This is a genomic window from Paenibacillus sp. RRE4 (assembly GCF_031844205.1).
Lineage (GTDB): Bacteria > Bacillota > Bacilli > Paenibacillales > Paenibacillaceae > Paenibacillus > Paenibacillus xylanexedens_B.
Genome location: NZ_JAUZUT010000001.1, coordinates 2,184,476 through 2,207,386, shown reverse-complemented (window position 1 = coordinate 2,207,386; position 22,911 = coordinate 2,184,476). Strand labels below are relative to the sequence as shown.

Sequence of the window (22,911 nt, the reverse complement as noted above, 5' to 3'; positions counted from 1 at the left end):
ATAATATTACAAAATAGTTATAAGTGGCGTCTCAGGTCCTATTTTTTCAGATTGCTCATATCCAAGGATTTCAAGGTAATCACCACTGTTTGTTACAATAATCGGTGTTGTTGTGTCAAAGCCCGCTTTTTCAATGGCATCCATATCGAACTCCATTAGAAGTTGACCGTGTTTCACGAGATCTCCCTCCTGAACAACAACATTAAAATGCTGTCCTTTTAATTTGACGGTATCAATGCCGACGTGAATCAGAAGTTCAACGCCTTCTACTGATTTCAAACCGATCGAGTGTTTGGTGCGAAACACGGTTTGCACAGTTCCATCAAATGGAGACACAACTTGTCCCTTAGCAGGTTTAATTGCCATGCCTTTCCCCATTGCTTCTTGGGAGAACGCTTCATCGTTTACCGCTTTTAACGGAATTGCCTCTCCTTCAATCGGGGAGAAAACAACCAAGCGAGATTGCAATTTCTCTTTCTTCGGAGCTACAGATGTTGCTTCTGTTGTTTCTACTGTAGGTGTATTGACTGATGATTGTTTGACATCGTCCTCACCTGCAGGATCATTAAAGCCGATGAAATAAACGGCAATTGGCGTAACAATGATCGAAATAGCTGCTGTAATCAGCGCGTAGGTAAAGTTATTTTCCGCCCCGATAAACATCGGTAAAGAAGCGAGACCCGGACCTACTGCTGCATAAGCTTTCAAGTTAACGATACCGGCAAAAAGCCCCGCTGACCCCGCACCAATCATACAAGCGACCAAAGTACGTTTCAGACGTAAATGTACCCCGTACAATGCCGGTTCGGTAATGCCGAACAATCCGGATATACCTGCTGGCAATGCAACCTGTTTCAATTTTTTGTCTTTTGCCAGGAACCAGACCGCAAGCGCTCCAGCGCCTTGTGCCATGTTAGAAGAAAGCATCGCACTATGGATCAATGTTTCATAGCCGGGCGAAACCATGGCTGCGAAAATAACGGGATAAAACACTTTGTGCATTCCGAACATGACGATAAACGGAAGGAATACAGCCAAAATTACAACGGTTAACCAGCCAATTTTACCTTGAATCCAGAATAAACCGTCAGACAATCCCACACCCAGATAGTTACCGATTGGTCCCAGAACCGTGAGAGCCAGTGGTGCCATGACAAGAATAACAATTAACGGTTTCAGGAAGATTTTTACTGGTCCAGGGGATACTTTATCCGCGAATTTCTCGACATATGACATAAGCCATACGGTCAGAATGATAGGTAAAACGCTAGATGCATAACTGATGTTAGGAACAGGAATACCCGCAATATCTACAGGTACTTCTCCTCCAAGTAGCGCGATCATTTTGGGGTGTAACAGAACTCCCGCCAGTGTGGCTGCAATATATGGATTTGTTTTGAATTTCTGTGCACTGGAGTATGCCAGCAATACAGGCAGGAAGTAGAACGCTGCATCAGCGATATTAAGCAATAGTGCGTAAATCTGATTTTCTTTTGATAGTATACCAAGCGAGGTACACAACAAAAGCAAAGCTTTAAACATCCCTGCTGCTGCGATTGCTGGAATGATCGGCTGGAAAATGCCCGTAATCAATCCGGCAAAACTCTCAAACAAACCTTTGAAGCTCAAATCTCTTTTCTTGTTTGGCTGTGTGTCTGCCTCTGTGTTTATAGTGACCATTTGCATCAGTTCATTATAAACATAGCTTACATCATTTCCGATTATGATCTGATATTGTCCCCCGCTGTATACGGCACCCATTACGCCATCCATCGCTTTAATCTCTTCGGTTTTTGCTTGACTCGGATCTTTCAGATTCATCCTTAAACGGGTGGAGCAATGGAGAAAATCATTGATATTTTTTTGTCCGCCTACTTTGTCAAGGATATCCTTAGCGGTTTCTTTGTAATTCATAAAAACACCTCGCCCCTGAAATTGTGCATAAAAAAAGGCTTAAATAGGGTGGGTATATTAAATATACAAACCACCCAATTTAAGCCTTGCCTGCCGAACAGTAACACGCCAAATTGAATCATATATGATGTTGTTTAAAGCAAATATAAACGTTTACATCGCTAATTTAGCATGATTTTCGACAAAAAGCAACACTTTATACGCAAAGGATCTTATTAGCATTTATGAATTACCTTAGGATTTAATGGGCATCTTAACCAGATGATATATGTACGCGACGGGGGTTATAAACAATGCAGCACATTAATGATTGGTTAAAACACATTGCACATGATTACATTTTGGTGATTATCGCTGCAGTTCTCTTCTTTGCAATTAAAGCCGTTGTTGGCTGGTTCACTTACAGGCACTACGATCGAAAACTAGATGCCATTGCGGAGCAAGTCAACCGTCTCCTTGAACAGAAAAAAACAGATTAAATCGCCAAATGCCACATATAAACACTATTAAATTCGAGACAGAAGTCGAAGATCAGAGTTAGATTTGGAGGGAAATGATATGCTGGGTAACTGGGTTCTGGGTATGCTCATCCCCTTGCTGCTGGGTGCATGGATTTTAAGGCGTCACTACTACTTGCTCGTGTTATATTTCCCACTTGGTGTAGCCATATCGGCTTGCATTAACAGTGTCGGGTTTAATTATTTTTGGAATATTATGCCCAATACGAACAACCAGTCATATGCTGCCCTGCCGATGGATCTTGGTATATATCCTATTACGGGATGTATTATGATGTACATGATTTTGGTGAAAAAGGCCAAACCGTGGCCAAGTATCTTTATATCGGCTCTTGTGCTGACACTGATTGAGTGGTGTGCTAAGTTGTTTGGTCATGTTGTTTACTTTAACGGTTGGAATATCTTCTGGACGTACTGGTCCTATTTCCTGCCCTTTGCGCTTGCCTATGGCTACAGTAAGCTTATTAAACAGACATTGCCAGATGATATCGTTAAGCGTTCAACTCGTTAGAATGCCGGGGTAAGACATTTCGTATAAATTTTCTATTGAAAAGATGGTTAACGTTACTGGGCGTATGTGCATATCTTATTTCATCATGGGCATGGAGGGATTAGCATGTACGCAACATATCCTTATTTTTATAGAAAGCCATTTACTCCCGTATGGGCAACATCAACAGCTGAAGCGCTCGGACTAATACAATCCGCTGTTCAAGGCGAACGAAATGACGAACTGTTCTATGATGCTCTCATTCGCATGGCTCCAGACACATATCAAGCAGCAATCATTACAAGCATCCGTGATGACGAACGCGGGCATAATCGGATGTTCAGAGAGATGTATAAGGACCTCACAGGTCAGGAAATCACGGGTATGAGCAGTGAACCCCCGGAAACCGTCACATCATATCTTGGTGGTTTGCAAAAAGCATTTCAGGGTGAGCTTGCCGCTGTGGAGAAGTACAGAAAAATATGGTTTGGTCTTCCCTACGGCATCTACAAAGACACGGTGTGGGGCATTATTCTGGATGAGCAAAAACATGCGGACAAGTACAATAATTTGATTATGTACAATATGCCTAAATGATTGTCGAATGAGGTCATTTGGATTGATGTTGGGATTCCAAAAAATGTGAAAGAAGCTCGCAGGTAATAGCACCAAAAAACCAGTAAACTTCATCGTTTACTGGTTTCTGCTTTTTCTTAACCCTTCATTTCGAACAATATTAAATGTATTCTTTGACTGCTTCCTGTTCTGGCTCCGGCTCGACGTGAACGTGTACCGTATACACATCATGCTCTTCCAGAAGCTCGTTTTCCACATCGGTACAAATATCATGTGCTTGTTGTAAATCCAAATCTCCCCGAACCGTGATCACCACGTCAACTACGGCGTTGCTGCCGTAATTACGCGCTCGTACATCTTTTACCGTCTCTACACCTTCAATTCCGGCAATGGTCTCCCGGTATTCTTGAATCAACTCTACATCGAAACCATCGGTAAGATGATGTGTGGCTTCTCTGAAAATATCCCAGGCCGTTTTGCAAATCAGCAAACCGACGATAATCGCCGTTACGGGGTCAAGCCAAGGCAGACCGAACTGAGAACCTACGATCCCGACGACGGCACCGATACTTACCCAAGCATCGGAGATATTATCCCGTGCGGCCGCCATCACGGCCTGACTCTTGATTTGTGTGGCTAGCCTTTTGTTATATCGGTAGACGAAGTACATCACGATCGCACAGAAAATCCCTGTATAGGCGGCAAGAAGATCAGGCGATTCATGCTTCCCGTCAAAAACAGAACCGAAGGCTTCAAACAACACTTGCAGTCCGACGGCCATCATGATAAATGAGGCTACAAGAGATGCTACCGTTTCAGCTCTCCAGTGGCCATATGTATGGTCTTTATCGGCCGGACGCTGGGCGAACCTTAAACCAATCAGTACGGCGATGGATGCGACAATATCCGTTGCATTGTTCAAGCCGTCTGCTTTGAGTGCTTCAGAGCCAGCAATTGTGCCAATCACCAGCTTTAGCGCGGTCAAACATATATAAGCGATGATACTGATGATCGCCCCACGTTCCCCGAGTTTTAAGTTATCGTATCTTACTTGATCCACTTTCCGTTCCTCCTGCAATCTTCAACTGTCGTAACACTTGTATGATGGTATCATTGAACATTTGTGTGGGTCTAGAGAAACGTTTTAAGTGTAAGCAAACATAGTCTGAGTGCCGCAAGAGTTTAATCGGAATCCAAAAAAGTTGCGTGAGGAAAACTTGTCCCTGAATTTTTTCAATCTCCTTTTCTAGTATATTATTGCTTTTAAACATGGAAAATAGTAGAATCCATAAAGAGAACATTAGTTCTTATACGTGATAGAAGGAGATGCATCAGGTGTTTAAAAAATTAGAATGTGTTTGTATACATACAAAAAATATTGAGAAATCACTTTTGTTCTACAGTTCTATGGGGTTAACAGAAAATTGGAAAATAGAACGTAACTTGGAGAACGGCTCTACCTGGACAGTGATAGGTTTAAAATTCCCTCAAAAGGACAGTTCTGAACTCGTATTAAGCAACCACCCTGAAATCAACTTTACAGAAGTTGAAATTCTAGTTGATGATGTGAGACAAACCTATGACGAACTAAGCAAAAACGAAGAAATCCAATGGATTAGAACTCCCTCTGCAACGGAGTCTGGACATATTGCTGTAATGAAAGCCCCTGATGAAAATGTGTTTGTATTAGTTGGAAAGTAGGTTGGAAACATAGTGGTTCGCTTATTTCACACTATGGTTCGTCTGATCTGAACAACGTTATCAACTCATAACGACATAAAAACCTGCCCAACTCTTGGGCAGGTTCGAAAAGTAAATCTTATGATACGGCTCTGTAAATCAAAGAAGTAAATCAATTACACTTCTAGTCCAACAGACTGAAGATCTGAATGCTCTCGACCTTGGCATCCTTAATATGGAACGACATGACATCTACATAGTTCGATGGCTCGTAGCGGAAGTCATCTTCTTCGTCAGGTGCCCCATTCCCTATCAGTTTCCCTTCAGGATAAGCTTTTTTAAGTGTGTCCAGACTGTCCCCTGCTTTAATGTTTCGAACTGTCGTATACTTGGGATCGGTAATTTTGATATTAAAGATCGAGTCTTGTTTGCCTTCGGGTACACTGATGGTTTTAATCTCCAGACCAGGGTACGTGTATACTTTTTCCGTAAATCCGATTAAATTATCCATATTGGTTCCGTCCCCAGTAGTGTACGTATGGGATTTGAAATTGTCTGGTTTGCCCAGCATCTGTTCCATCTGCTCTTCATTCGCTGTATCCGAAATCGCAATGGTGTGCTCGTTATAGACAAAAGCAAGCTCCTTCAGCACCACATTGCCTTCCTTCTTCACTGAGCCTTCCTTCACTACTTCAGAGCCCTGTCCTTCAGTACCTTCGGAAACCGGTTTTTTTGAATCTGATGTTCCTTCACCTTTACTTTGTCCGTTCGACGTATTTTGCTCAGCCGAATTCTGTCCGGTTGTTGGTGACTTCGCATCCGTGGACTGACAGCCCGTCAGAGCTACCGTTAGTAAAGCACTTAGCAGGATAAAGCTCGCAGATTTCTTTGTTAATTTCATCATAATCCCTCCATAAATAAATGTGTGATTTGTTCTTATGAAGTTATTATAAAAAAAGCATTTGTTAGTCTTATAACAGAAATGTATCAGTCTTGTAACGGTACTTATTTCGGCTTTGCTTTAGAAACATGTTTAGGCACGAGGTAACACAACCGTCACTGTCGTACCTTGTCCTAACTCACTTTCGATGTCGATATATCCATTAAAACGTTCGACGATCTCTTTGCAAATGGACAAACCGAGACCTGAACCATTCGCTGTGTTTGCATTTTTTGCCTGATAAAAGCGCTCCTGCACTCGCTCTAGTTCATCACCCGCGATGCCTATGCCTTGGTCACTTATCTTTACAACGACCTCGCTTGACATATGTTCCATCTCCACATCAATTTGCGAATGACTGCCTGAATATTTGATAGCGTTATCCAACAGGTTGGCGATTGCATGGGACATGAGCATTGGATTGACGCTAGCATAAACTTTCGTCAGACGTTCATCCACCCGGTCCCCCTCTACATGTTTAACTGTGATCCTGATCTCTTTATCCTTAGCTTTGGCTTCCATATTTCTGGCGACTTGCTGGATCAGTGCGTTTATTTCCGTCTTTTCGACCTCCAGTTCGTTTGAACCAGCCTTGTCGAATCGCGATAACAACAACAGTTCATTAATCAAACGGGTTAGCCGATCCGATTCTTGCAGCAGATGCCCATAAATCTTTTGCAACTCTTCGTCCTCATTTTCCCCCTCATATAAGTATTGAGAGAAACCACGAATGGCTGCCAGAGGCGTTTTTAACTCGTGAGATACGTTCGAGACAAATTGTTTCTGGTATTGAATGTAATTATGAAGCTGCTGTCCCATGGAATCGAGTCCATCCGCGAGCATGCCCAGCTCATCCTTGCGGTTCAGATGAACTCGTTTAAATTCCTGTCTGGAGAAACTTTGCGCGGCACCAAGGAGCACTTTAATCGGTTTGGTTGTATTGCGGGCAATCCACAGACTCGCTAACGTAATCAGCACAATGAAACCACCTGCACCCGCAAACAAGACATAACGGATTTGATCCATGATTGCATAAAAGTACGAAATGTCCTCTACGAACTCATACACATATGCATTTTCGTAAAATTGATTCTGAATGGGAGTCGCAAAATAAAGCAGATGATCATCTGTTACGGTGTAGGCATAGCTTCCGCTCAGTGCTTTTTCAATATTTTTCTCGAAAATGTGTGGTTTGCCATCATTAATAATGATGCCATCTACAGCCAAGCCCAATAGCTGCTTGGAGCTGTCATAGATCCTCACTTCCTTGCCTGAAGCTTTAAGCTTCTCCAGTGCAAGTCTAACGATTTCTTTCGTCTGCGGCTCCCCTGATGATGATCGATGCTGTGCCAGCACCTCACGAAAGGACAACTCAGACAGATCCGCCTTCTCCATCATCTGTTTTTCGATGGTAATGAAGCTGTAGTAATCAATGGCTTTATTGATAGCAAATATGATAATGCCAAAGGACAGCACGGAGAAAAACAAATAGTTCAGCAGTAACCGGGTTGCGTACTTCAGGCCTCGCCACCTCCAAGCTGATAGCCGAATCCGTAGATCGTTCGCACATATTTCGGTTCGTCCGCGTTATCCTCTAGCTTCTTCCGTAATCGCATGATGGTCATATCCACACTGCGACTGTCGCCCATAAAATCATATCCCCATCCGATCTGTAGCAGCTCATCCCGGGTAAAGATTTTGTCAGGCCTTTTGAGCAGCGTTTCCAGAATTTTAAACTCTTTGGCTGTTAGAGAGACGGGCACATCGTTTTTCAGCACTCTTCGGCTCTCTAGGTCAAACGTCAATTCTTCATGAACGATACGTGTCGTTTGGGATTCCGTGTGTTCACTTGTTTCTTCCTTGCTCTCGTTTCTTCTCAGAACCACCTTGATGCGAGCGAGCAATTCCCGATTGTCGAAGGGCTTGGTCATGTAATCTTCCGCGCCAAGCTCAAGCCCCAGAACCTTGTCGATAATCTCATTTTTAGCTGAGAGCATAATCACTGGAACAGAACGTTTGCCTGTAATTTCCTTACACAAATCATATCCGGAGCAATCTGGCAGCATCAAATCAAGTACCACCAGATCGGGTTGAAAAGAATCCAGCAATTCCAGTCCGGTTTTGCCATCTTCTGCGGTTTGCACATCGTAATTCTCTCGCCTGAGCACAAGCTCAATTAAATCTCGAATAGCGGCCTCATCGTCAATAACAAGTATTTTCTTCAATGTCTGTACACCCCTTCTATACTTGTTTCCCACTTGAATCACCATTTACCCTCATCTTAGCACAGACCCTTCAGAACCCTCCACCGACAGGAAGATGAGGTATAATCCCGAGAGCTCCACATACCTTGTAATAACCCCGAAGAAAGGAGAACAATCCATGGATCTGCTCTGGGTACTTATTGTTGGCGGACTTATTGGCTGGTTAAGTGGCAACTTGATTGGGCGGGACGTACCGGGCGGTGTAATTGGGAACATTGTTGCGGGTTTTATAGGTTCCTGGTTAGGAACGGAATTGCTTGGACCAAGGGGACCGGTGATTGGCGGGTTTCATATCATTCCGGCGATCGTTGGCTCAATCATTGCCCTGCTCATCTTTTTTGCTCTGGCACGCGGCGGAGCCTTCCGCAGACGTTAATAAAGAGAGGCGTAAAACCGACCACGTTGTTCAATAGACATTTTTTATAGAGGTGTAGTACGAGTATCCAATGCAAATAAAAAGACCGATAGTATTCATCGTTTGCAGATGAAAACTTCGGTCTTTTTTTTATTTTTGCAATGGGTTTATTGATTTCATCCATGCTTCCAATGCCTGAACAACCTGCTTAAGCTGTTCCTGTTCCGTGATCTTAGGTGCGTTGTCTCCCTTCTGCATGCCGTAGGAGCCAAATTGACCATGGTTGCCGCCTTCAATACTTACAAATGTCGTGTCATTGGGAAGATTGGATTTGGCTTTTTCCCACGATTCCCAGTTCAGAACACCATCATTGCTTCCCGTAATTTGCAGTGCGGACAAGTTCGTTCCGTCCAGTCTCCCGCCATCATCTGCATAAGAAGCTAGGTAAAAGACACCTTTGATCTGAGCTGTGTGCGCCGCAGCATATCTTGAAGCGAACACTCCTCCTAATGAGTGCCCGCCAATAACAAAGCTTTCACCCACATGTTCCGCGAGAAACGAATCCGCCCGGTTTTCCCCGAACATCGCCAAGTTCAGCGGCATCTTCGTAATATACACACGATGTCCTTGCTCCGCTAGTGCTCGTGCCATAGGCGCATAACTTGCCGGCTCCACCAGACCTCCGGGATAAAACACAACATTTTGCTGCCTGATGTCCTCCCCTTTAGGTTCAAATTGATAACCGTTCTTCATTTCGCTGACAACGACTTTATCATCACTTTTCATTGCCGCTTCCGCTTGTTCCGACGGGCTGTATGTGACAGATGCGAGGTACGCAAACACGCCAGCCACCAGGGCAATAATAATTACACTAATCCATAACGCTATTTTCTTCCATCTGCTCTTACGCAATGTTGTCTTTGCCATAACTTCGTTTCCCACCTTTAAACGTATCATTTTTAATTACAGAATTAATTATATTTACTGGTAAGTAAAATTACAAGCTCTTTGCTTATATTTATGATTTGACATAAAATATTGTGGAAGGAGTGTGTACGAATCTATGCCAGAGCAAGTACCTAAACGTTTGCGCGGAAGACCCAAGCAGACAGACAATGACATTTCCATGCAACAAACCATTATCTATACGGCATCTACCCTATTTAAAGAATTTGGCTACGAGATGGTTACCCTTCAGCAGATCGGCAAGAAATGCGGCGTATCCAAACCAACCATATATTATCATTTCGCGGGCAAAGCGGATCTATTCGTGGCAGCCATGACAACGATGTTACAGAACGTTAGAAAAATTACGGCGCATATGCTGGATGAGGCGGAACATTTACGAGACGGATTAATTCGATTAGCGGAAGCTCGTCTTGCTAATCCGCATGGTGAGATCGAAATGATGATGCGTGAAGCGGAGCCTTTTCTGGAGGAAGCACAGATTCATGCCATTCGTGAAGCAGAACGACAGATTCATGAACTGTTAGCTTCTCATTTCAGACAAGCAATGGATCAGAAAATTTTTCGTGAAGAAGATCCGATGTTTCTGGCAGAAGCCTTTTCGACTCTAATGTTGATGGGGAACCGGGAGTATGATCAGCAAAAATATGAGTCTCATCATGTTATGGCGGAGAAAATTGTACGTGTTTTTTTAGAGGGAGTAACGAGAGCATAAGTCATTGATTGGATCTAATAATCAATTCTAAATTTGATTTTATAATTCGCCCCTGCCAATTTCTATTTCATTATTTAATCATGCCCAAAAAGCTCGGATGTTCGCTTTAGAACGAACAACCGAGCCTTTTTCGAGTTAATTTTCCCCGCGTAAACCATCTGTAATCTGGATACGCTCAAGTCTTCTAAGCGGCCAATAGGAAGCTATGAGCGCAGCAGTGATCGCACCCAAACAGCCAATCAGAATGCTGCTCCAAGGCATAACCCAATCGATTCGCAAAGCATTTCTCATCAGATAAGACACTCCATAGCTTAAGCCTGTACCGAGAAGACCTCCGTACACAGCGGCAAATACACCATAGAACAGACCTTCCAGCAAAACCATTTTGCGAATTTCCTTTTGCGTCATACCAATCGCTTTTAATACGGAGAATTCTTTCGTTCTCAGAATGAGATTCGTACTCACCGTATTCAAAATATTCAGGAACGCGATGGCTGAGATGACACCTATAAATCCGTACAGGAAAATATTTAACGTCATCGCATCGTTACGGGCTTGCTTCATTTCCTCTACCCGATTCTGGTAACTATACCCTGCATCCTTTTGGACAAGGCTTTTAAAATAATCTACAATTGCCCCGTGATCTGTCCCAGGGTTGGCTTGAATGAAAATTCTGTCGTAGGTGTTATCACCCGTGATGTTTTCGATCACCTTCGGTGTCGTTATCATTTGAATAATAGCACTTCCGGAGTATTTATCAGAGAGAGGACCTTTATCCGCAATCCCGACAACAGTAACGGTTTTGTATGACTGCTTGTCATTCATTGAGCGAACTTTAATTTTATCTCCAACTTTAAAACCGGTTTGATCAATGATCATCTGGGTTCCTTTATCGGTGATCATGCTGATTTTCTGGATAACAATGACGCCATTCTCATCGTTCATCTGGCTCGCGTTAATACTTCCGGACGTGAGTTTGGGACGGAGCTCCTGAAGCCCGTTTACACCGTAAGACATCAAATAGTTGTTATCCTTCCGATATCCGTTTTCCTTTTCAACCGTGTACATTCCTTTCTGCTGCTGATCATAATCCGGATTCACTTTATCTTTCGGAATGATCGCCTGGAGTTGATGATTGTAAAAAGGATAGGCTTGATTAACTCCGTTAAGTGTAGCCAGCTTGTTATAAACTGAATTAGGGATCCGTTTACTTATACCTTGATACTCTAAGGAGTAAGAGTAATTGATGCCCGATGGAGAAGTTGTGCTTAACGTGTTCACCAAGCCGCTAAACACAATGTACAGGACGATGCTTATAATCATTGAAAAGGCCGTAATGCGAAATCTCTTTCGGTTCCGACGAATATTCCGGCTGGCAAACCGCCCTTCGAATCCAAGCCATCTGCTACCGGCAAAGGACAAACGTTTAATATCCCCCTGCCCTACCACCGCGCTGCCTGAGGTTTTCAGTGCTTCCAGTGGTGAGACGCTGGATGCCAGCTTGGCCGGACCCAGCGCTGACACATAGACAATAATCAGCCCTAAACCTGCTGCCGCAAGTAGAATTGGCAATGAAATAATCATGTGCATATCGTTCAAGAAACCTAATGTCAGGAAACTGATGTTATAGAATAAAACTTTCATCAAAATGGTTCCTGTAAATAAACCGATCGGAATGGCAATCAGACTAAGCACAGTCGCTTCCTTAAATACAATTTTGCGGATCTGGGCGGGTGTTGCACCTATGCAGCGAAGCATGCCAAACTGAGAGATGCGTTCAAGCACTGAAATATGAAACGTATTGTAAATTACTGCGCTTGTGCATCCCATGATGATTAGAACAAGGGCTGCAAATGCATACATTGAACTTTGATTGACATTGTTATAGGTACTCTTGCCAAACAGTTGGAGTAATTCATTGTTATATTCGATCCGAATATTTTTAATTACCGATTCCCGGTTCAATTCCTGAGCAGAACCCTGATCTACACTTTCCCAACCCAAGGACGACAGAATGGCTTCCGTTTTATCCTTTATGTTGTCCATTGATTTCATCGTGGCATAGATAAAAAAAGTCTGAGATGGATCGATTTTTTGATGATCATCATACGTAATCGCTGAATAAATAAAGGTGGATGACCACATTGCATTTTTACCTGGTTTCATCACCCCGACAACGGTATATTGCTGTTTCATGCGCGGTTTGAATGTCTCGTCTAGGTCCCACCCGTAATCACCAACGGAATTCGCACTCTTCACTTTTCCAGTGGAAGCTTCGAGCCGATCTCCGAGGTTTAGCGTGATCTTATCTCCAATTGCTGGTTTCGAGGCGAACGAATTCAGGCTCCAGGATGACAGGATGATTTCGTTAGGCTTTTGCGGCAAACGTCCACTCTCTAACTGAACCTGAAGCTTGGACATGGCTTGCGAGTCGTATCCTTTCACATTCAAATAACGATACGGCGCAGCAAACGGGCTTTCCTTTTTCTCCTTTTCACTCGTGGAACTTATGATCGCATAACCGATTCGATGAATGACTCCTGCACTACTTACAGCAGTCTGGTTTACGATGCGAGGTACGTCTTTGCCTGGAACCCCATTGAAGGATACTTCATAATCTCCATAATCCCGAATCGTCTGACGTACCAGTTTGTCCTGATAACTCATGGCAAGTGTACCGACTGCCGTAAGAAGCGTTACCGATAGAATGATACCAACAATGGTGAGAATGGATCTTTTTTTCTGACCAAGTAAATACTTCTCTGTGAGCCCTGTGTACTTATGCATGGTGCTCGCCCTCAGATTGCTGATCGAAAAGAACCCCGTCTTTAATATTTACAATCCGATCCGCTCTCCGGGCTACATCGGAATCATGTGTAATCATTATCAAGGTTTGATTGTATTTTCGAACCGAATAGGTGAGCAAATCTACAATTTCTTTACTATTTTTGCTATCGAGATTCCCCGTGGGTTCGTCAGCTAGTATGATCGAAGGTTTGTTAATCAACGCTCGTCCAATGGCTGTGCGCTGTTGCTGTCCACCCGACAGCTGGTTAGGGAGATGATGTTTTCTGTCTTTTAGCCCGAGTACGTTCATTAGTTCGTCTGCGTAGTCTTCATCGGCTTGACGGTGGTCGAGCAGCATAGGCAGTTTAATATTTTCCTCTGCGCTTAGAACCGGAATCAGGTTATAGGCCTGGAAAATGAATCCGATCTTTCGTCTTCTGAAGATTGCTAAATCCGTCTCTTTCAGAGAATATAGATCTGTCCCATCAATATGGACTTGTCCACTGGTTGGGCGATCCACGCCTCCAAGCAGATGCAATAACGAACTTTTCCCCGAGCCGCTTGCACCAACGATAGCGACAAATTCACCTTGTTGAACCGTTAAGTTAATATCTTTCAGTGCGTCGACCTTCGCGTCGTTACTTCCGTATGTTTTACATAAATCATGTGTTTTTAAAATTTCCAAAGCATGTGCCTCCTTCATGAGCTGTGAATAATTGTTGTATTCATATAGGTTATTATAGGCTCGGAAGCTTACGTTAAAGTGAAGAGGAAGCTTACGTTATTGTAAGCTTCCTCTCAATACACTGTTTTCATGAAAGTAATTCGGAATTCGGCTCCCTCTCCAGGTTCGCTTGATACCGAGATCGTTCCACCCAAACCTTCAATAATTGACTTGGTGAGAGACAAGCCTACCCCGGTGCTGTGAGGTTTAGCATTACTTCTGCCCAGGTAAAAACGCGTGAATACATGGGGAATCTGTTCCGGCCTGATCCCTTCCCCTTCATCCCGGATGATAATCGAGTGAAACAAACCCTCGTCCTCCATCGTAATGTACACATTGCCTGATACGGGAGAGTGCTCCAGTGCATTTTTCGTCAGATTAATAACCGCCTCGGTTAACCATTCTTCATCTGCATGCAACAGCATGCCCTCGCCGCCTTGAACGATAATCGTCTGTTTCTTCTGCTCCGCCAAAGGTTGCAAGGTCTGTACAGTGGATTCAATAATGTCTTTGGGTCTAATGCTTTGCAGTTGAAAAACGATAGCTCCAGCTTCCACTCTCGCCAGCTTCAACAAGCTGATAATCAGCCATTCCATGCGTTCAATCTGTTGTCTGCTTCGTTCCAGAAAAGTGGTACGGACCTCTTTTTTCATGTGTGGGTCATGCAGCATATTTTCATTGAATACAAGCAGGGATGCGAGCGGTGTTTTGAGTTGATGTGATATATCGGTCAGCAGATGGCTTAGAAATGTTTTCTCCTGCTTCAGCTGATCTACACTATGGTTTAGTCTGCCTGCCATCATGTTAAAGCTATGACCAAGCGCGCTAAAATCTCCTTCTTTGCTCTCAGGCAGCAAGGTATTGAATTGACCCTCCACCACCTGCTCCGCTGCATGTGTAACACGGCGAATTCTGGAAAATAGCTTGCGGTACTCCCAAAATATAAGCATCAAAACCGGGATACCACATAGGAAAAAGATCAATGCCGTATTCCCGGGCAATGCTGTTCCCGACAGGACAGGCTGATCCTGAATGCTCATATGCTCTGTATACCCGTATTGAGACAATATTTGTTTACCTAGCTTGAGATCCTGTTGGTCTGTTCCTTGAGTGATCGTATGAATGAGCTGAGCTTCGAGCTGTGGCTGTTTACTTAACACTTGTCCGACAAAGGCCGCGTGCTGGTTCACAACCGTTTCATTAATGCTTTGTATCTGCTGGTTGATCACAACGTAAATGAGAACGGCCAAGCCTAATTGAACAAGGATGAATTTGGTGAAAACAGATTTCCACTCCGGATTACGGATGACTTCGTTCATCAGCGGTATGCTCCTATCGTTTCGGCGTTCCATTTGTAACCAACCCCACGAATCGTAACAATATACTTAGGCGCGGCGGGTGTTTCCTCCACCTTTTCCCTTAATCGGCGTATATGTACAGACAACGTATTATCATCAATGAATTCACCAGAGACATCCCATAACTTCTCAAGGATTGATGATCTGCTGCATATCTGTTTGGGATGGGACATTAACATAAGAAGCAGCCGGAACTCTAGCGTTGTCAGCGGAACTTCATTTTTGTTTTTGAAAACAACACCTTCCAGCACGCGAACTTCAAAGTCGTCGGATTTCCATATGTTCGAATGCTGTTCAGGGCGGGAATGACGCCGTAAAACAGCCTTGATTCTGGAAAGTAGCTCCTTGGTACGAATCGGCTTGGTCATATAATCATCCGCACCCAGATCAAGTCCCGCGACCACATTCATTTCTTCATCCAGCGCGGTGAGAAAAATGATCGGTACCTGTGATTCCCCACGAATCTCCTTGCATAGTTCATATCCCGTTCCGTCAGGCAAATTAATATCGAGCAAAATAAGTTCTATCTCGTTCTGCATAAGAGCATCGCGAGCTTCCTTCAAGGTTCCAACATGAGTGACCTCATATCCTTCATTGGTTAACGTATATTCTATTCCAAATACAAAATTTTCATCATCTTCAACAAGCAAAATGCGATTCATTACTGCACCCCTATTCTAGCGTTACCTCTTAAATCCAAGTGTATGTGCTTCATCATTCTACTAAATGTAACATTTGTAATACAAGCGGGGCTCGTTTGCCGTTTGTTGTATGAACAGGTTCTGATGCTGGCGGAAAAAAAAAGACAACCGATTATATCGGTTGCCTGTGATGAAAAATGATACAACGGTTAAGACGTGACGTGCTAATGGTGCTGGAATTCCTTTTGTAATCACTCCCGAGAACTACTTTATTTCATCAACTTCTCCGGATTCTTCACCTTAATGGAAACAACTTCACCACAGTTCAGACAGATCGTATATACACGTTCAGAACCAAGTGACATTTTTTTATCTAAAGGCCGCAAATTAATAAAGTCGGTTGCCTCCACAAAAGATGTACCTCCGCAATCGTTACAAGTTCTAGACGTTGTTGTCATATCAATATTCTCCTTTCTACTTATGTAATTTCAATCCTTCATTTCAATCATATTAATACATGCTTAGCCTTTCTTACATACACTAATTACCATTGGACTTGAGGGTTGAAACGGCGTTTGATCCCAGTTCGCATACTGTCTCTCTATGGTAAAACCTTGCTTTTCCAGCAGCTGCTGCAGTGTCTGCACATCTGTGAATCGACAAGCAATGCGTGACGTAGTTTGACGATACCCCCAGTCACGGATGGTCGTCCAGTGCATAATCTGATTCTCGTCATCATATATCTGGCTACCAGATACGTTGACGGTCACGCCATCCACATCGATGAATGTGCCCCAGTGCTCTTCTTTCTCATCCGATAAATCATTGCCGTCCGGATTGCGCATTTCAAATGCGAATATGCCACCAGGCTCTAAATGCTTATACGCCGTTTGCAGCAATGCCTGCTGATCCTCATCGCTCAGAAAAGCCTGAAATGCATTTCCTGTCAGAAAAATCATGGAGAAGTGCTGATCGGATTCAAACGTACGCGCATCTGCTTCGATAAAAGCAACCGGTAGATCCTTCGCTTTGGCTCTCGCATACGCAAGCATAGGTTCTACGATATCTACACCGCTAATTTGAACTCCTCTTTCAGCTAAATAAAGTGTGGCTAATCCTGTACCACAAGCAAGCTCCAGCACATGTCCCGGATTTTTCTTGGCAAGTTGAAGAAAAAATTCGTATTTGTCCGTCTCGCCGCCAAATTCCAGATCATAATTCCTCGGGTCCCGATACTCTTCCTGATTGTTGTGATCAATCAATACGTCTCACCCTTTTTCCATCAAAAATGTATTTACAACAGGAATTATAACACACTATAATGGTTTACATTGAGTAAAGATTAACTATGTGTTAACCATAAAGATCTGTGCGTGATGGATAAGGAGAAATGTAAACGTATGAGTTCGATGACACAATCTACCCGCTTTCCGATGTTTATTCTGATGTTAAATCTGTTTATTGCTCTGCTCGGACAAGGGATGCTGATTCCGATATTACCGGAGTACCTTAAGCTGTTCCATGCAGGAGGCACCGTTGCCGGATTTTTGGTCGCGGCCTTTGGCGCAGCCCAGTTTCTGTTTTCTCCGCTTGGAGGACAATGGGCTGACCGTTTCGGACGTAAAAAGCTGATTATGGCAGGCATGTTTCTGGTTGTCGTATCAGATCTTATTTTTGCGGTATCCACATCTCTACCTCTGCTCTATATCGCTCGTTTCATCGGGGGAATCAGTCTAGGTCTGATGGTTCCGGCCAATCTGGCTTATGTCGCAGATATTACAACCCCGGAAACCCGTGCCAAGGGGATGGGGTATTTCGGTGCATCGATGAACCTGGGTATGGTGCTTGGGCCAGGTCTTGGCGGTTTTATTGCCGAGATGGGTGTGCGTATGCCGTATTTCGTCGCTTCCGGTTTGGGTCTGGTTGCGGCTATGCTTACCCTTCTCTTGCCAGAGACTCTTCCACCTGAAAAAAGAACGATCTCAACGTCGAAGAAAAAAGGGTTCACCATGGGCGAGCAAATCTGGAGTTCGTTCAAGGTTCCTTATTTTGGATACTTGTTGATTATTCTTGTGATGACCTTTGGTCTGATGAGTTATGAGACAGTCTTCTCGCTGTTTGCCAAATACAAATATGGCTTTAATGCTTCAACCATCTCGGTTATCATCACCATGGGAGCGATTATCGGCATAGTCATTCAGATCTGGTTACTGGACTTTTTTGTGAAACGCTTGGGCGAAATCAAGCTCATCCGTCTGTCCTTAATCATGACCCCGATTGCTCTCTTGCTCATGTTAATCAAGGTTAATCTGGTATTTCTTTTATTTGCATCGGCGCTCTATTTTGCATTTAATGCATTCCTGCGACCAACCGTCAGCTCCCTGATATCCAAAAGTGCCGGGGATCGGCAAGGTTATGCATCAGGCCTGAATACAACGTATTCCAGCTTAGGTACCGTCTTCGGCCCGCTTGTCGCAGGTATACTGTTTGACAAAAACGTAAACTTTCCGTATATTTTTGGTGCTTTTATGTTACTGGCAGCATTATCACTTACGATGAGCGCACAACGTTCCAGGAAAGGAAACCGATATGCAAATGAATGAGAATTGGCACCAGCAGTTAAAAAATCAGAATCGGGATGAACTGATCGAAGCGGGTAAGCAGCTTTTTCTAAAACACGGTCTGCTTCAAGTGAAGATTAAGGACATTTGTGCTGAAGCGAATCTAAGCCGAGTGACCTTCTATAAACATTTTCAATCGATCGATGAGCTGCTGCTCACCATTCAGATGCAGTTGGTTGAATCCATGACCCAGCACGTAGAGCAGGCTGCAAGCCCAAGTGGTAGTGGCCGTGAACAGCTTGCAACAATGCTGAACGCATGGGTTTCTTTTGCTAAGGAAAATCCGGACCATATTCGTTTTATTCAATTATTTGATATCAATTATGAGCTAGTCCATTTTCAGCAAGAACTGAAAGATACCTATGAACGGTTTATTCAAAACGGTAAAGAGAATCACTTCCTGCTTGATGCATTAAACTCAGGTATAGCCGACGGCAGCATCCGCAATGCTACCCCTCCGCTTAAGCTGGCGCAGTTCATATTTACGGTGATGATGGGTATGCTGCAGAAGATGTTTACACAGCGCTCACATGAACTTCATCAACTGGATGATCAGATGACAAAGCAGTTGGTTGATATGCTGTTGCATTATGCAGGCAATGAGGACAAGGCATAGGTTGGATTCCTTAAGCAAAGTAACCTGTTTGAATAGGGACCCTTTAGCTAAACTTCACAAAATAAAAGAAGCCCTCCCTCACACGTATGGTTCATTGTACTCGTGCGGAAGGAAAGGCTTCTTTGTTTGCATTTTTTGTTATGAATTTGTGATTACATCAAGCTTCAAGTTTTACACCTGTGACATATTCAAAAGCTGCTCAAACGCATGCATGTTAGTTGCAAACTCAGGTACGTTCTGTGCTTCTTCTGCGGCTTCGACCAGTTGAACGACCGTATCATTATACGGTGTTGAAATCCCGGTACCTTTAGCCTTGCTCGAAACTACACCGTTGATATAGTGAATTTCCGTTTTACGTTGTTTCTCCAGATCCTGCAACATGCTCGCTTTAAGCAATCTGGAAGGTTCCATTACATGGCGTAACGTTTCAATACGTGCGGGGACTTCCTTTTCGCTCTGTAGCTCCAATGAAGCCATATCGAATCCGTTCATCGTGACAAAAGAAACACCGTTCGCATGTCCGACCTTGATCGTTTCGTCAATGATATGAACCGCACTTCGAATGCCCGCTTCATGATCCAGAATATCTCCATACGTGCCGTTCAGTGCAGCAGATAAACCGCTAAAAGCATTGTTGATTAGCAGTTTTGACCATTTCGTGCCTACCAGATTATTCGAGATATGTGTACCTCCAACGAGATCAAGTACTTCTTTTACACGCTGAATTCGCTCGGTTGTCTCTCCATTCAATTCCCCGATCTGGAATGCGTACTGCTTGAATTGAGGATACGCCGTGGTCAGACTGGATACGCCGGGTTCCATGAATGTAGCACCAAACTCAACGGAACCCGCGATAACCCGGTGCTCCCCAACTATAGATGCCACGTTCTCTTCCGGAATTCCGTTTTGCAGAGAACATACGACACTGTCTTCATGCAGGTATGGAAGCAATTCTTTCAGCACCGATTCATTGAACAGTTGTTTTGTTAACAACAGCACAAGATCATATTGCCCTGACTTTTGTTCAGGGGTGATGGCTTTTACTTTGGCCTGAAACTCGGTCGTTCCTGTTACTTTTGCTCCTGTCTGATTAAGCACATCGACATGTTCCTGATATGCATCAATTAACTCCACATCCATTCCGCCATCTGCCAGATAAGCACCAACGATGGTTCCAAGTGAACCTGCACCTACAATTGCAATTCTCATATGTGTTGCCTCCTTATTTTTCTTCCAGATAGTTATATACAGGTTGTGCTGCATTCAAAGTTAAGTTCGTCAGGATGTGGGAAGCGGACACCACTTCAAGCACCGGCAAATCAGCCAAAGGCGCAAGCGCATGCTCAAAAAGTTGTAGCCGAGCCGGGCCTGTCCACGCTTCCTTCACCTCGATGTCGGTAATCTGGGTACGTATCAGGTCGCAGATCCGCAGATTCCCGGTATAATCCGTGGCGATTTTGATCATAAAGTTGGGACGGCAGATTTCTTTTTTGGCAAGCTCTTTATCCATCTCCACATGTTTGAAACCCATCGTTGCTGTGGCTACGCGCAGTGATCCATAGTCCAGCGTGCCCACGAGGGTATCGGAGTCCGTGTACAGTTTGGGGGCACCGAGCTTTTTGGGATAAGCCGTTAACTCTCGGCCACTTGCGATGGCGGGGAAGTTATCCACGTACATCGAATGCACATAATCCCCGTCTTCCCCATTGAACTGCACGGGAATGACCTGTCCAGCTTCTGTGTATGCGCCAAGTCCGGAGACGTCCGGCATCCACATCACTTCGAATTTCACCAAGGGTTCGGTGATTTGCAATGGCTCAGGAACAGCTGCCCGCAGAGCCTGCTCATCCGTTCGGTAGATAATGTTTAGATACTCGCGATTCACGAATTTATAAGGTGGCATTGGGTATGCCGGGGCTGTTAAAGGCGTGTTCAGGTTTTTAGCAATATTGTGCACATCGATTTTCATGAAAAAGACACCTGCCTTTGCATCGGGTTATTAGATTATTGCTTTAACTGATAATTTGAATTTGTTGATTGACTTATAAATAAAGTCTACATCTTTCTTTAAATTTAATATAATACATAATAAGTACTATATATATTTATTGAAACAAATAAGGAGTGCATACTAATGGAGCTTCTTCAATTGAAATATTTTCAAACCGTAGCGTATACAGAACATATCTCCAAAGCTGCTGCTCAGTTAAATATCGCTCAGCCTTCGTTAAGTCTTACGATCAAACGGCTGGAGGACGAAATGGGTACTTCTCTCTTTCATCGCAAAGGCAGAAACATTGAGCTGAATGCCGCTGGAGAAATTTTGCTGAAACATGTGAACCACATTTTTGTTGAGCTGGAGAATGCCAAGCTGGCCATTACGGAAAAAGAGGATGAACTGTCGAGGTTGATACGGATCTCCATCTCCAATTCAAGATTTCTATCAGGTTTGATACGTGAGTATATCGAAGTTTTCCCCGATTCACAGCTTCATCAAGGTATTGCAAGTCGTGTCGAAATTATTACGCAGCTGAAAAAAGGAGATATTGATCTGGGTATCACGGGCCACCCCATTCTGGATGAGGAGATTGAAAGCGTGGTGCTGGTTGAGGAGCAGATTGTGCTTGTCCTTCCTTCCACCCACGTTTACGGTAGAGAAAAACAAATTACATTGGATGTCGTTGCCGACGAACCTTTTCTCGCGCTCGCAAATAACGAAGAATATCGCCGTTTTACCACCATGTTATGTGAAAAAGCTGGTTTTCATCCGCATCTGGCATTTGAGGTCGATTCCCATACATTAGTTGAGATTATTAGGCTGGATCGGGGTGTGGCATTACTGCCAATCTCCGTCTGCCGTAATCTTGGACTGCACTATGTCTCCATTGCTGATGTAGCCGCGGTCTATCCAATCAGCTTGTCATGGCTAAAACATCGCAAGCTCTCGGCATCCCTCGCGCAATTCCGTGACTTTATTACCTCGTATTATGTATCCAATCGTTCGATGTTCAAGTTTGAATAAAGAAGCTACTTGAACATGAAGTAGTAACCAGCTTCTACAGCTTCATGTTAAAAACAAAAAAGCCGCTACGTTAGCGGCTTACGAATTTCAATGTAACAATTCATGGTCTGATCTGCCCGATCCTCTTCTCTCTACTCTAATTATAACGTTTTAAAACATTGGATAACAGACTGTTTTTTCACCAGCGCCTGCACTATACTTCTAAATACAAATCTAAAAAGTTGAGGTGTATCCATATGGATGACAATAAAATAGTCTTAGATCCGGGTCCTTTCTTTCACGGTACCAAAGCAAAACTAAAGATTGGCGATTTATTGGAGCCCCAATACTTATCCAATTATCAAGACAAAAAGTCGAATCACATCTACTTCACTGGAACCTTAAATGCCGCCAAATGGGGTGCTGAATTAGCACGATCTGATTCAAAAGAACGAATTTACATCGTAGAACCCTTAGGAGATTTCGAAAATGATCCCAACGTAACGGATAAAAGATTCCCTGGAAACCCGACCCGCTCCTATCGATCCAAATCCCCACTAAAAATTGTCGCTGAATTAGGTTCATGGGAACGACACACGGATGAAGAAATTGATCATATGACTTCATCTCTGAAAAAGTTAAGTGATGAAGGTAAAAATGTGATCTATGATTGATTTTTAAGGTACCAAATCGAATTGAGATGCCTTGCTAACGAAGTTCATTCGATAGTATGAAACTTCAAGAC

The 22,911-nt window shown here is 43.6% G+C and carries 24 protein-coding genes; 10 read left to right on the top strand and 14 right to left on the bottom strand.

Annotation, left to right across the window (positions count from 1 at the left end):
• Positions 1-6 precede the first annotated feature (6 nt).
• A complete protein-coding gene (locus Q9R46_RS09925; RefSeq protein ID WP_311279892.1) occupies positions 7-1,914 on the bottom strand; it encodes a beta-glucoside-specific PTS transporter subunit IIABC in 1,908 nt (635 codons plus the stop codon).
• Positions 1,915-2,207: 293 nt separating this feature from the next.
• Here Q9R46_RS09925 and Q9R46_RS09920 point away from each other — a divergent pair, with 293 nt between their 5' ends.
• The 3 genes from Q9R46_RS09920 (at position 2,208) to Q9R46_RS09910 (ending at position 3,519) form a co-directional block, all read left to right on the top strand.
• The gene (locus Q9R46_RS09920; RefSeq protein ID WP_311279891.1) at positions 2,208-2,393 is read left to right on the top strand and encodes a hypothetical protein; all 186 of its coding nucleotides are present in this window, start codon (positions 2,208-2,210) and stop codon (positions 2,391-2,393) included.
• Positions 2,394-2,472: 79 nt separating this feature from the next.
• On the top strand, positions 2,473-2,943 hold the full coding sequence (locus Q9R46_RS09915; protein WP_311279890.1) for a hypothetical protein: 471 nt from the start codon (positions 2,473-2,475) through the stop codon (positions 2,941-2,943).
• A 105-nt stretch (positions 2,944-3,048) separates the two neighbouring features.
• Complete coding sequence (locus Q9R46_RS09910; protein ID WP_145330905.1) at positions 3,049-3,519, top strand: ferritin-like domain-containing protein; 471 nt, start codon at positions 3,049-3,051, stop codon at positions 3,517-3,519.
• Positions 3,520-3,658: 139 nt separating this feature from the next.
• Here the strand turns inward: Q9R46_RS09910 and Q9R46_RS09905 are convergent, their stop codons facing one another.
• Positions 3,659-4,558 carry a cation diffusion facilitator family transporter gene (locus tag Q9R46_RS09905; RefSeq protein ID WP_311279889.1) on the bottom strand — a complete coding sequence of 300 codons (900 nt, stop codon included), beginning with the start codon at positions 4,556-4,558 and terminating at the stop codon, positions 3,659-3,661.
• Positions 4,559-4,833: 275 nt separating this feature from the next.
• On the opposite strand from Q9R46_RS09905, the gene Q9R46_RS09900 reads away from it, so the two are divergent.
• Entirely contained in the window at positions 4,834-5,199 is a 366-nt protein-coding gene (locus tag Q9R46_RS09900) for a VOC family protein (RefSeq protein WP_145414198.1), read from the top strand.
• Positions 5,200-5,362: 163 nt separating this feature from the next.
• Here Q9R46_RS09900 and Q9R46_RS09895 read toward each other — a convergent pair whose 3' ends face one another.
• The 3 genes from Q9R46_RS09895 to Q9R46_RS09885 all read right to left on the bottom strand — a co-directional run bounded on the left by Q9R46_RS09895 (position 5,363) and on the right by Q9R46_RS09885 (position 8,343).
• Complete coding sequence (locus Q9R46_RS09895; protein ID WP_311279888.1) at positions 5,363-6,082, bottom strand: hypothetical protein; 720 nt, start codon at positions 6,080-6,082, stop codon at positions 5,363-5,365.
• A gap of 129 nt (positions 6,083-6,211) precedes the next feature.
• Positions 6,212-7,606 (bottom strand): sensor histidine kinase, encoded by a 1,395-nt coding sequence (locus Q9R46_RS09890; protein ID WP_311279887.1) that lies wholly within the window; start codon positions 7,604-7,606, stop codon positions 6,212-6,214.
• 29 nt (positions 7,607-7,635) lie between these two features.
• The gene (locus tag Q9R46_RS09885) at positions 7,636-8,343 is read right to left on the bottom strand and encodes a response regulator transcription factor (protein WP_145330895.1); all 708 of its coding nucleotides are present in this window, start codon (positions 8,341-8,343) and stop codon (positions 7,636-7,638) included.
• Positions 8,344-8,500: 157 nt separating this feature from the next.
• Between Q9R46_RS09885 and Q9R46_RS09880 the strand changes: the two genes are divergently transcribed.
• Complete coding sequence (locus Q9R46_RS09880) at positions 8,501-8,758, top strand: GlsB/YeaQ/YmgE family stress response membrane protein (RefSeq protein WP_145330893.1); 258 nt, start codon at positions 8,501-8,503, stop codon at positions 8,756-8,758.
• A gap of 129 nt (positions 8,759-8,887) precedes the next feature.
• On the opposite strand, the gene Q9R46_RS09875 is transcribed toward Q9R46_RS09880, so the two are convergent.
• Positions 8,888-9,664 (bottom strand): alpha/beta hydrolase, encoded by a 777-nt coding sequence (locus Q9R46_RS09875; RefSeq protein ID WP_311279886.1) that lies wholly within the window; start codon positions 9,662-9,664, stop codon positions 8,888-8,890.
• Positions 9,665-9,800: 136 nt separating this feature from the next.
• Here Q9R46_RS09875 and Q9R46_RS09870 point away from each other — a divergent pair, with 136 nt between their 5' ends.
• The gene (locus Q9R46_RS09870; protein WP_311279885.1) at positions 9,801-10,418 is read left to right on the top strand and encodes a TetR/AcrR family transcriptional regulator; all 618 of its coding nucleotides are present in this window, start codon (positions 9,801-9,803) and stop codon (positions 10,416-10,418) included.
• Positions 10,419-10,553: 135 nt separating this feature from the next.
• Here Q9R46_RS09870 and Q9R46_RS09865 read toward each other — a convergent pair whose 3' ends face one another.
• From Q9R46_RS09865 to Q9R46_RS09840, 6 genes are all read right to left on the bottom strand, one after another.
• The gene (locus Q9R46_RS09865) at positions 10,554-13,205 is read right to left on the bottom strand and encodes an FtsX-like permease family protein (protein WP_311279884.1); all 2,652 of its coding nucleotides are present in this window, start codon (positions 13,203-13,205) and stop codon (positions 10,554-10,556) included.
• Complete coding sequence (locus tag Q9R46_RS09860; protein ID WP_311279883.1) at positions 13,198-13,890, bottom strand: ABC transporter ATP-binding protein; 693 nt, start codon at positions 13,888-13,890, stop codon at positions 13,198-13,200. The genes Q9R46_RS09865 and Q9R46_RS09860 overlap by 8 nt, the downstream gene beginning before the upstream one ends.
• A 113-nt stretch (positions 13,891-14,003) precedes the next feature.
• Positions 14,004-15,248 carry a HAMP domain-containing sensor histidine kinase gene (locus Q9R46_RS09855; protein WP_311279882.1) on the bottom strand — a complete coding sequence of 415 codons (1,245 nt, stop codon included), beginning with the start codon at positions 15,246-15,248 and terminating at the stop codon, positions 14,004-14,006.
• Positions 15,248-15,949: a response regulator transcription factor gene (locus Q9R46_RS09850; protein WP_311279881.1), complete on the bottom strand. Its 702-nt coding sequence runs from the start codon at positions 15,947-15,949 to the stop codon at positions 15,248-15,250. Before Q9R46_RS09850 ends, Q9R46_RS09855 begins: the two co-directional genes overlap by 1 nt.
• A gap of 248 nt (positions 15,950-16,197) precedes the next feature.
• Positions 16,198-16,386 (bottom strand): hypothetical protein, encoded by a 189-nt coding sequence (locus Q9R46_RS09845; protein WP_145330878.1) that lies wholly within the window; start codon positions 16,384-16,386, stop codon positions 16,198-16,200.
• 63 nt (positions 16,387-16,449) lie between these two features.
• The gene (locus tag Q9R46_RS09840) at positions 16,450-17,190 is read right to left on the bottom strand and encodes a class I SAM-dependent methyltransferase (RefSeq protein WP_311279880.1); all 741 of its coding nucleotides are present in this window, start codon (positions 17,188-17,190) and stop codon (positions 16,450-16,452) included.
• Between the two features lie 138 nt (positions 17,191-17,328).
• Between Q9R46_RS09840 and Q9R46_RS09835 the strand changes: the two genes are divergently transcribed.
• Together Q9R46_RS09835 and Q9R46_RS09830 are read left to right on the top strand one after the other, a co-directional pair.
• The gene (locus Q9R46_RS09835) at positions 17,329-18,531 is read left to right on the top strand and encodes an MFS transporter (protein ID WP_311279879.1); all 1,203 of its coding nucleotides are present in this window, start codon (positions 17,329-17,331) and stop codon (positions 18,529-18,531) included.
• Entirely contained in the window at positions 18,524-19,165 is a 642-nt protein-coding gene (locus Q9R46_RS09830) for a TetR/AcrR family transcriptional regulator (protein ID WP_311279878.1), read from the top strand. The genes Q9R46_RS09835 and Q9R46_RS09830 overlap by 8 nt, the downstream gene beginning before the upstream one ends.
• 171 nt (positions 19,166-19,336) lie before the next feature.
• Here Q9R46_RS09830 and Q9R46_RS09825 read toward each other — a convergent pair whose 3' ends face one another.
• Positions 19,337-20,374 (bottom strand): ketopantoate reductase family protein, encoded by a 1,038-nt coding sequence (locus Q9R46_RS09825; RefSeq protein ID WP_311279877.1) that lies wholly within the window; start codon positions 20,372-20,374, stop codon positions 19,337-19,339.
• 13 nt (positions 20,375-20,387) lie between these two features.
• Positions 20,388-21,134, bottom strand: coding sequence for an acetoacetate decarboxylase (locus Q9R46_RS09820; protein ID WP_311279876.1), 747 nt, complete (start codon positions 21,132-21,134; stop codon positions 20,388-20,390).
• A 165-nt stretch (positions 21,135-21,299) separates the two neighbouring features.
• On the opposite strand from Q9R46_RS09820, the gene Q9R46_RS09815 reads away from it, so the two are divergent.
• Positions 21,300-22,187 carry a LysR family transcriptional regulator gene (locus Q9R46_RS09815; RefSeq protein WP_311279875.1) on the top strand — a complete coding sequence of 296 codons (888 nt, stop codon included), beginning with the start codon at positions 21,300-21,302 and terminating at the stop codon, positions 22,185-22,187.
• Positions 22,188-22,423: 236 nt separating this feature from the next.
• Positions 22,424-22,840 carry an NAD(+)--rifampin ADP-ribosyltransferase gene (gene arr / locus Q9R46_RS09810; RefSeq protein ID WP_311279874.1) on the top strand — a complete coding sequence of 139 codons (417 nt, stop codon included), beginning with the start codon at positions 22,424-22,426 and terminating at the stop codon, positions 22,838-22,840.
• Positions 22,841-22,911: the final 71 nt, after the last annotated feature.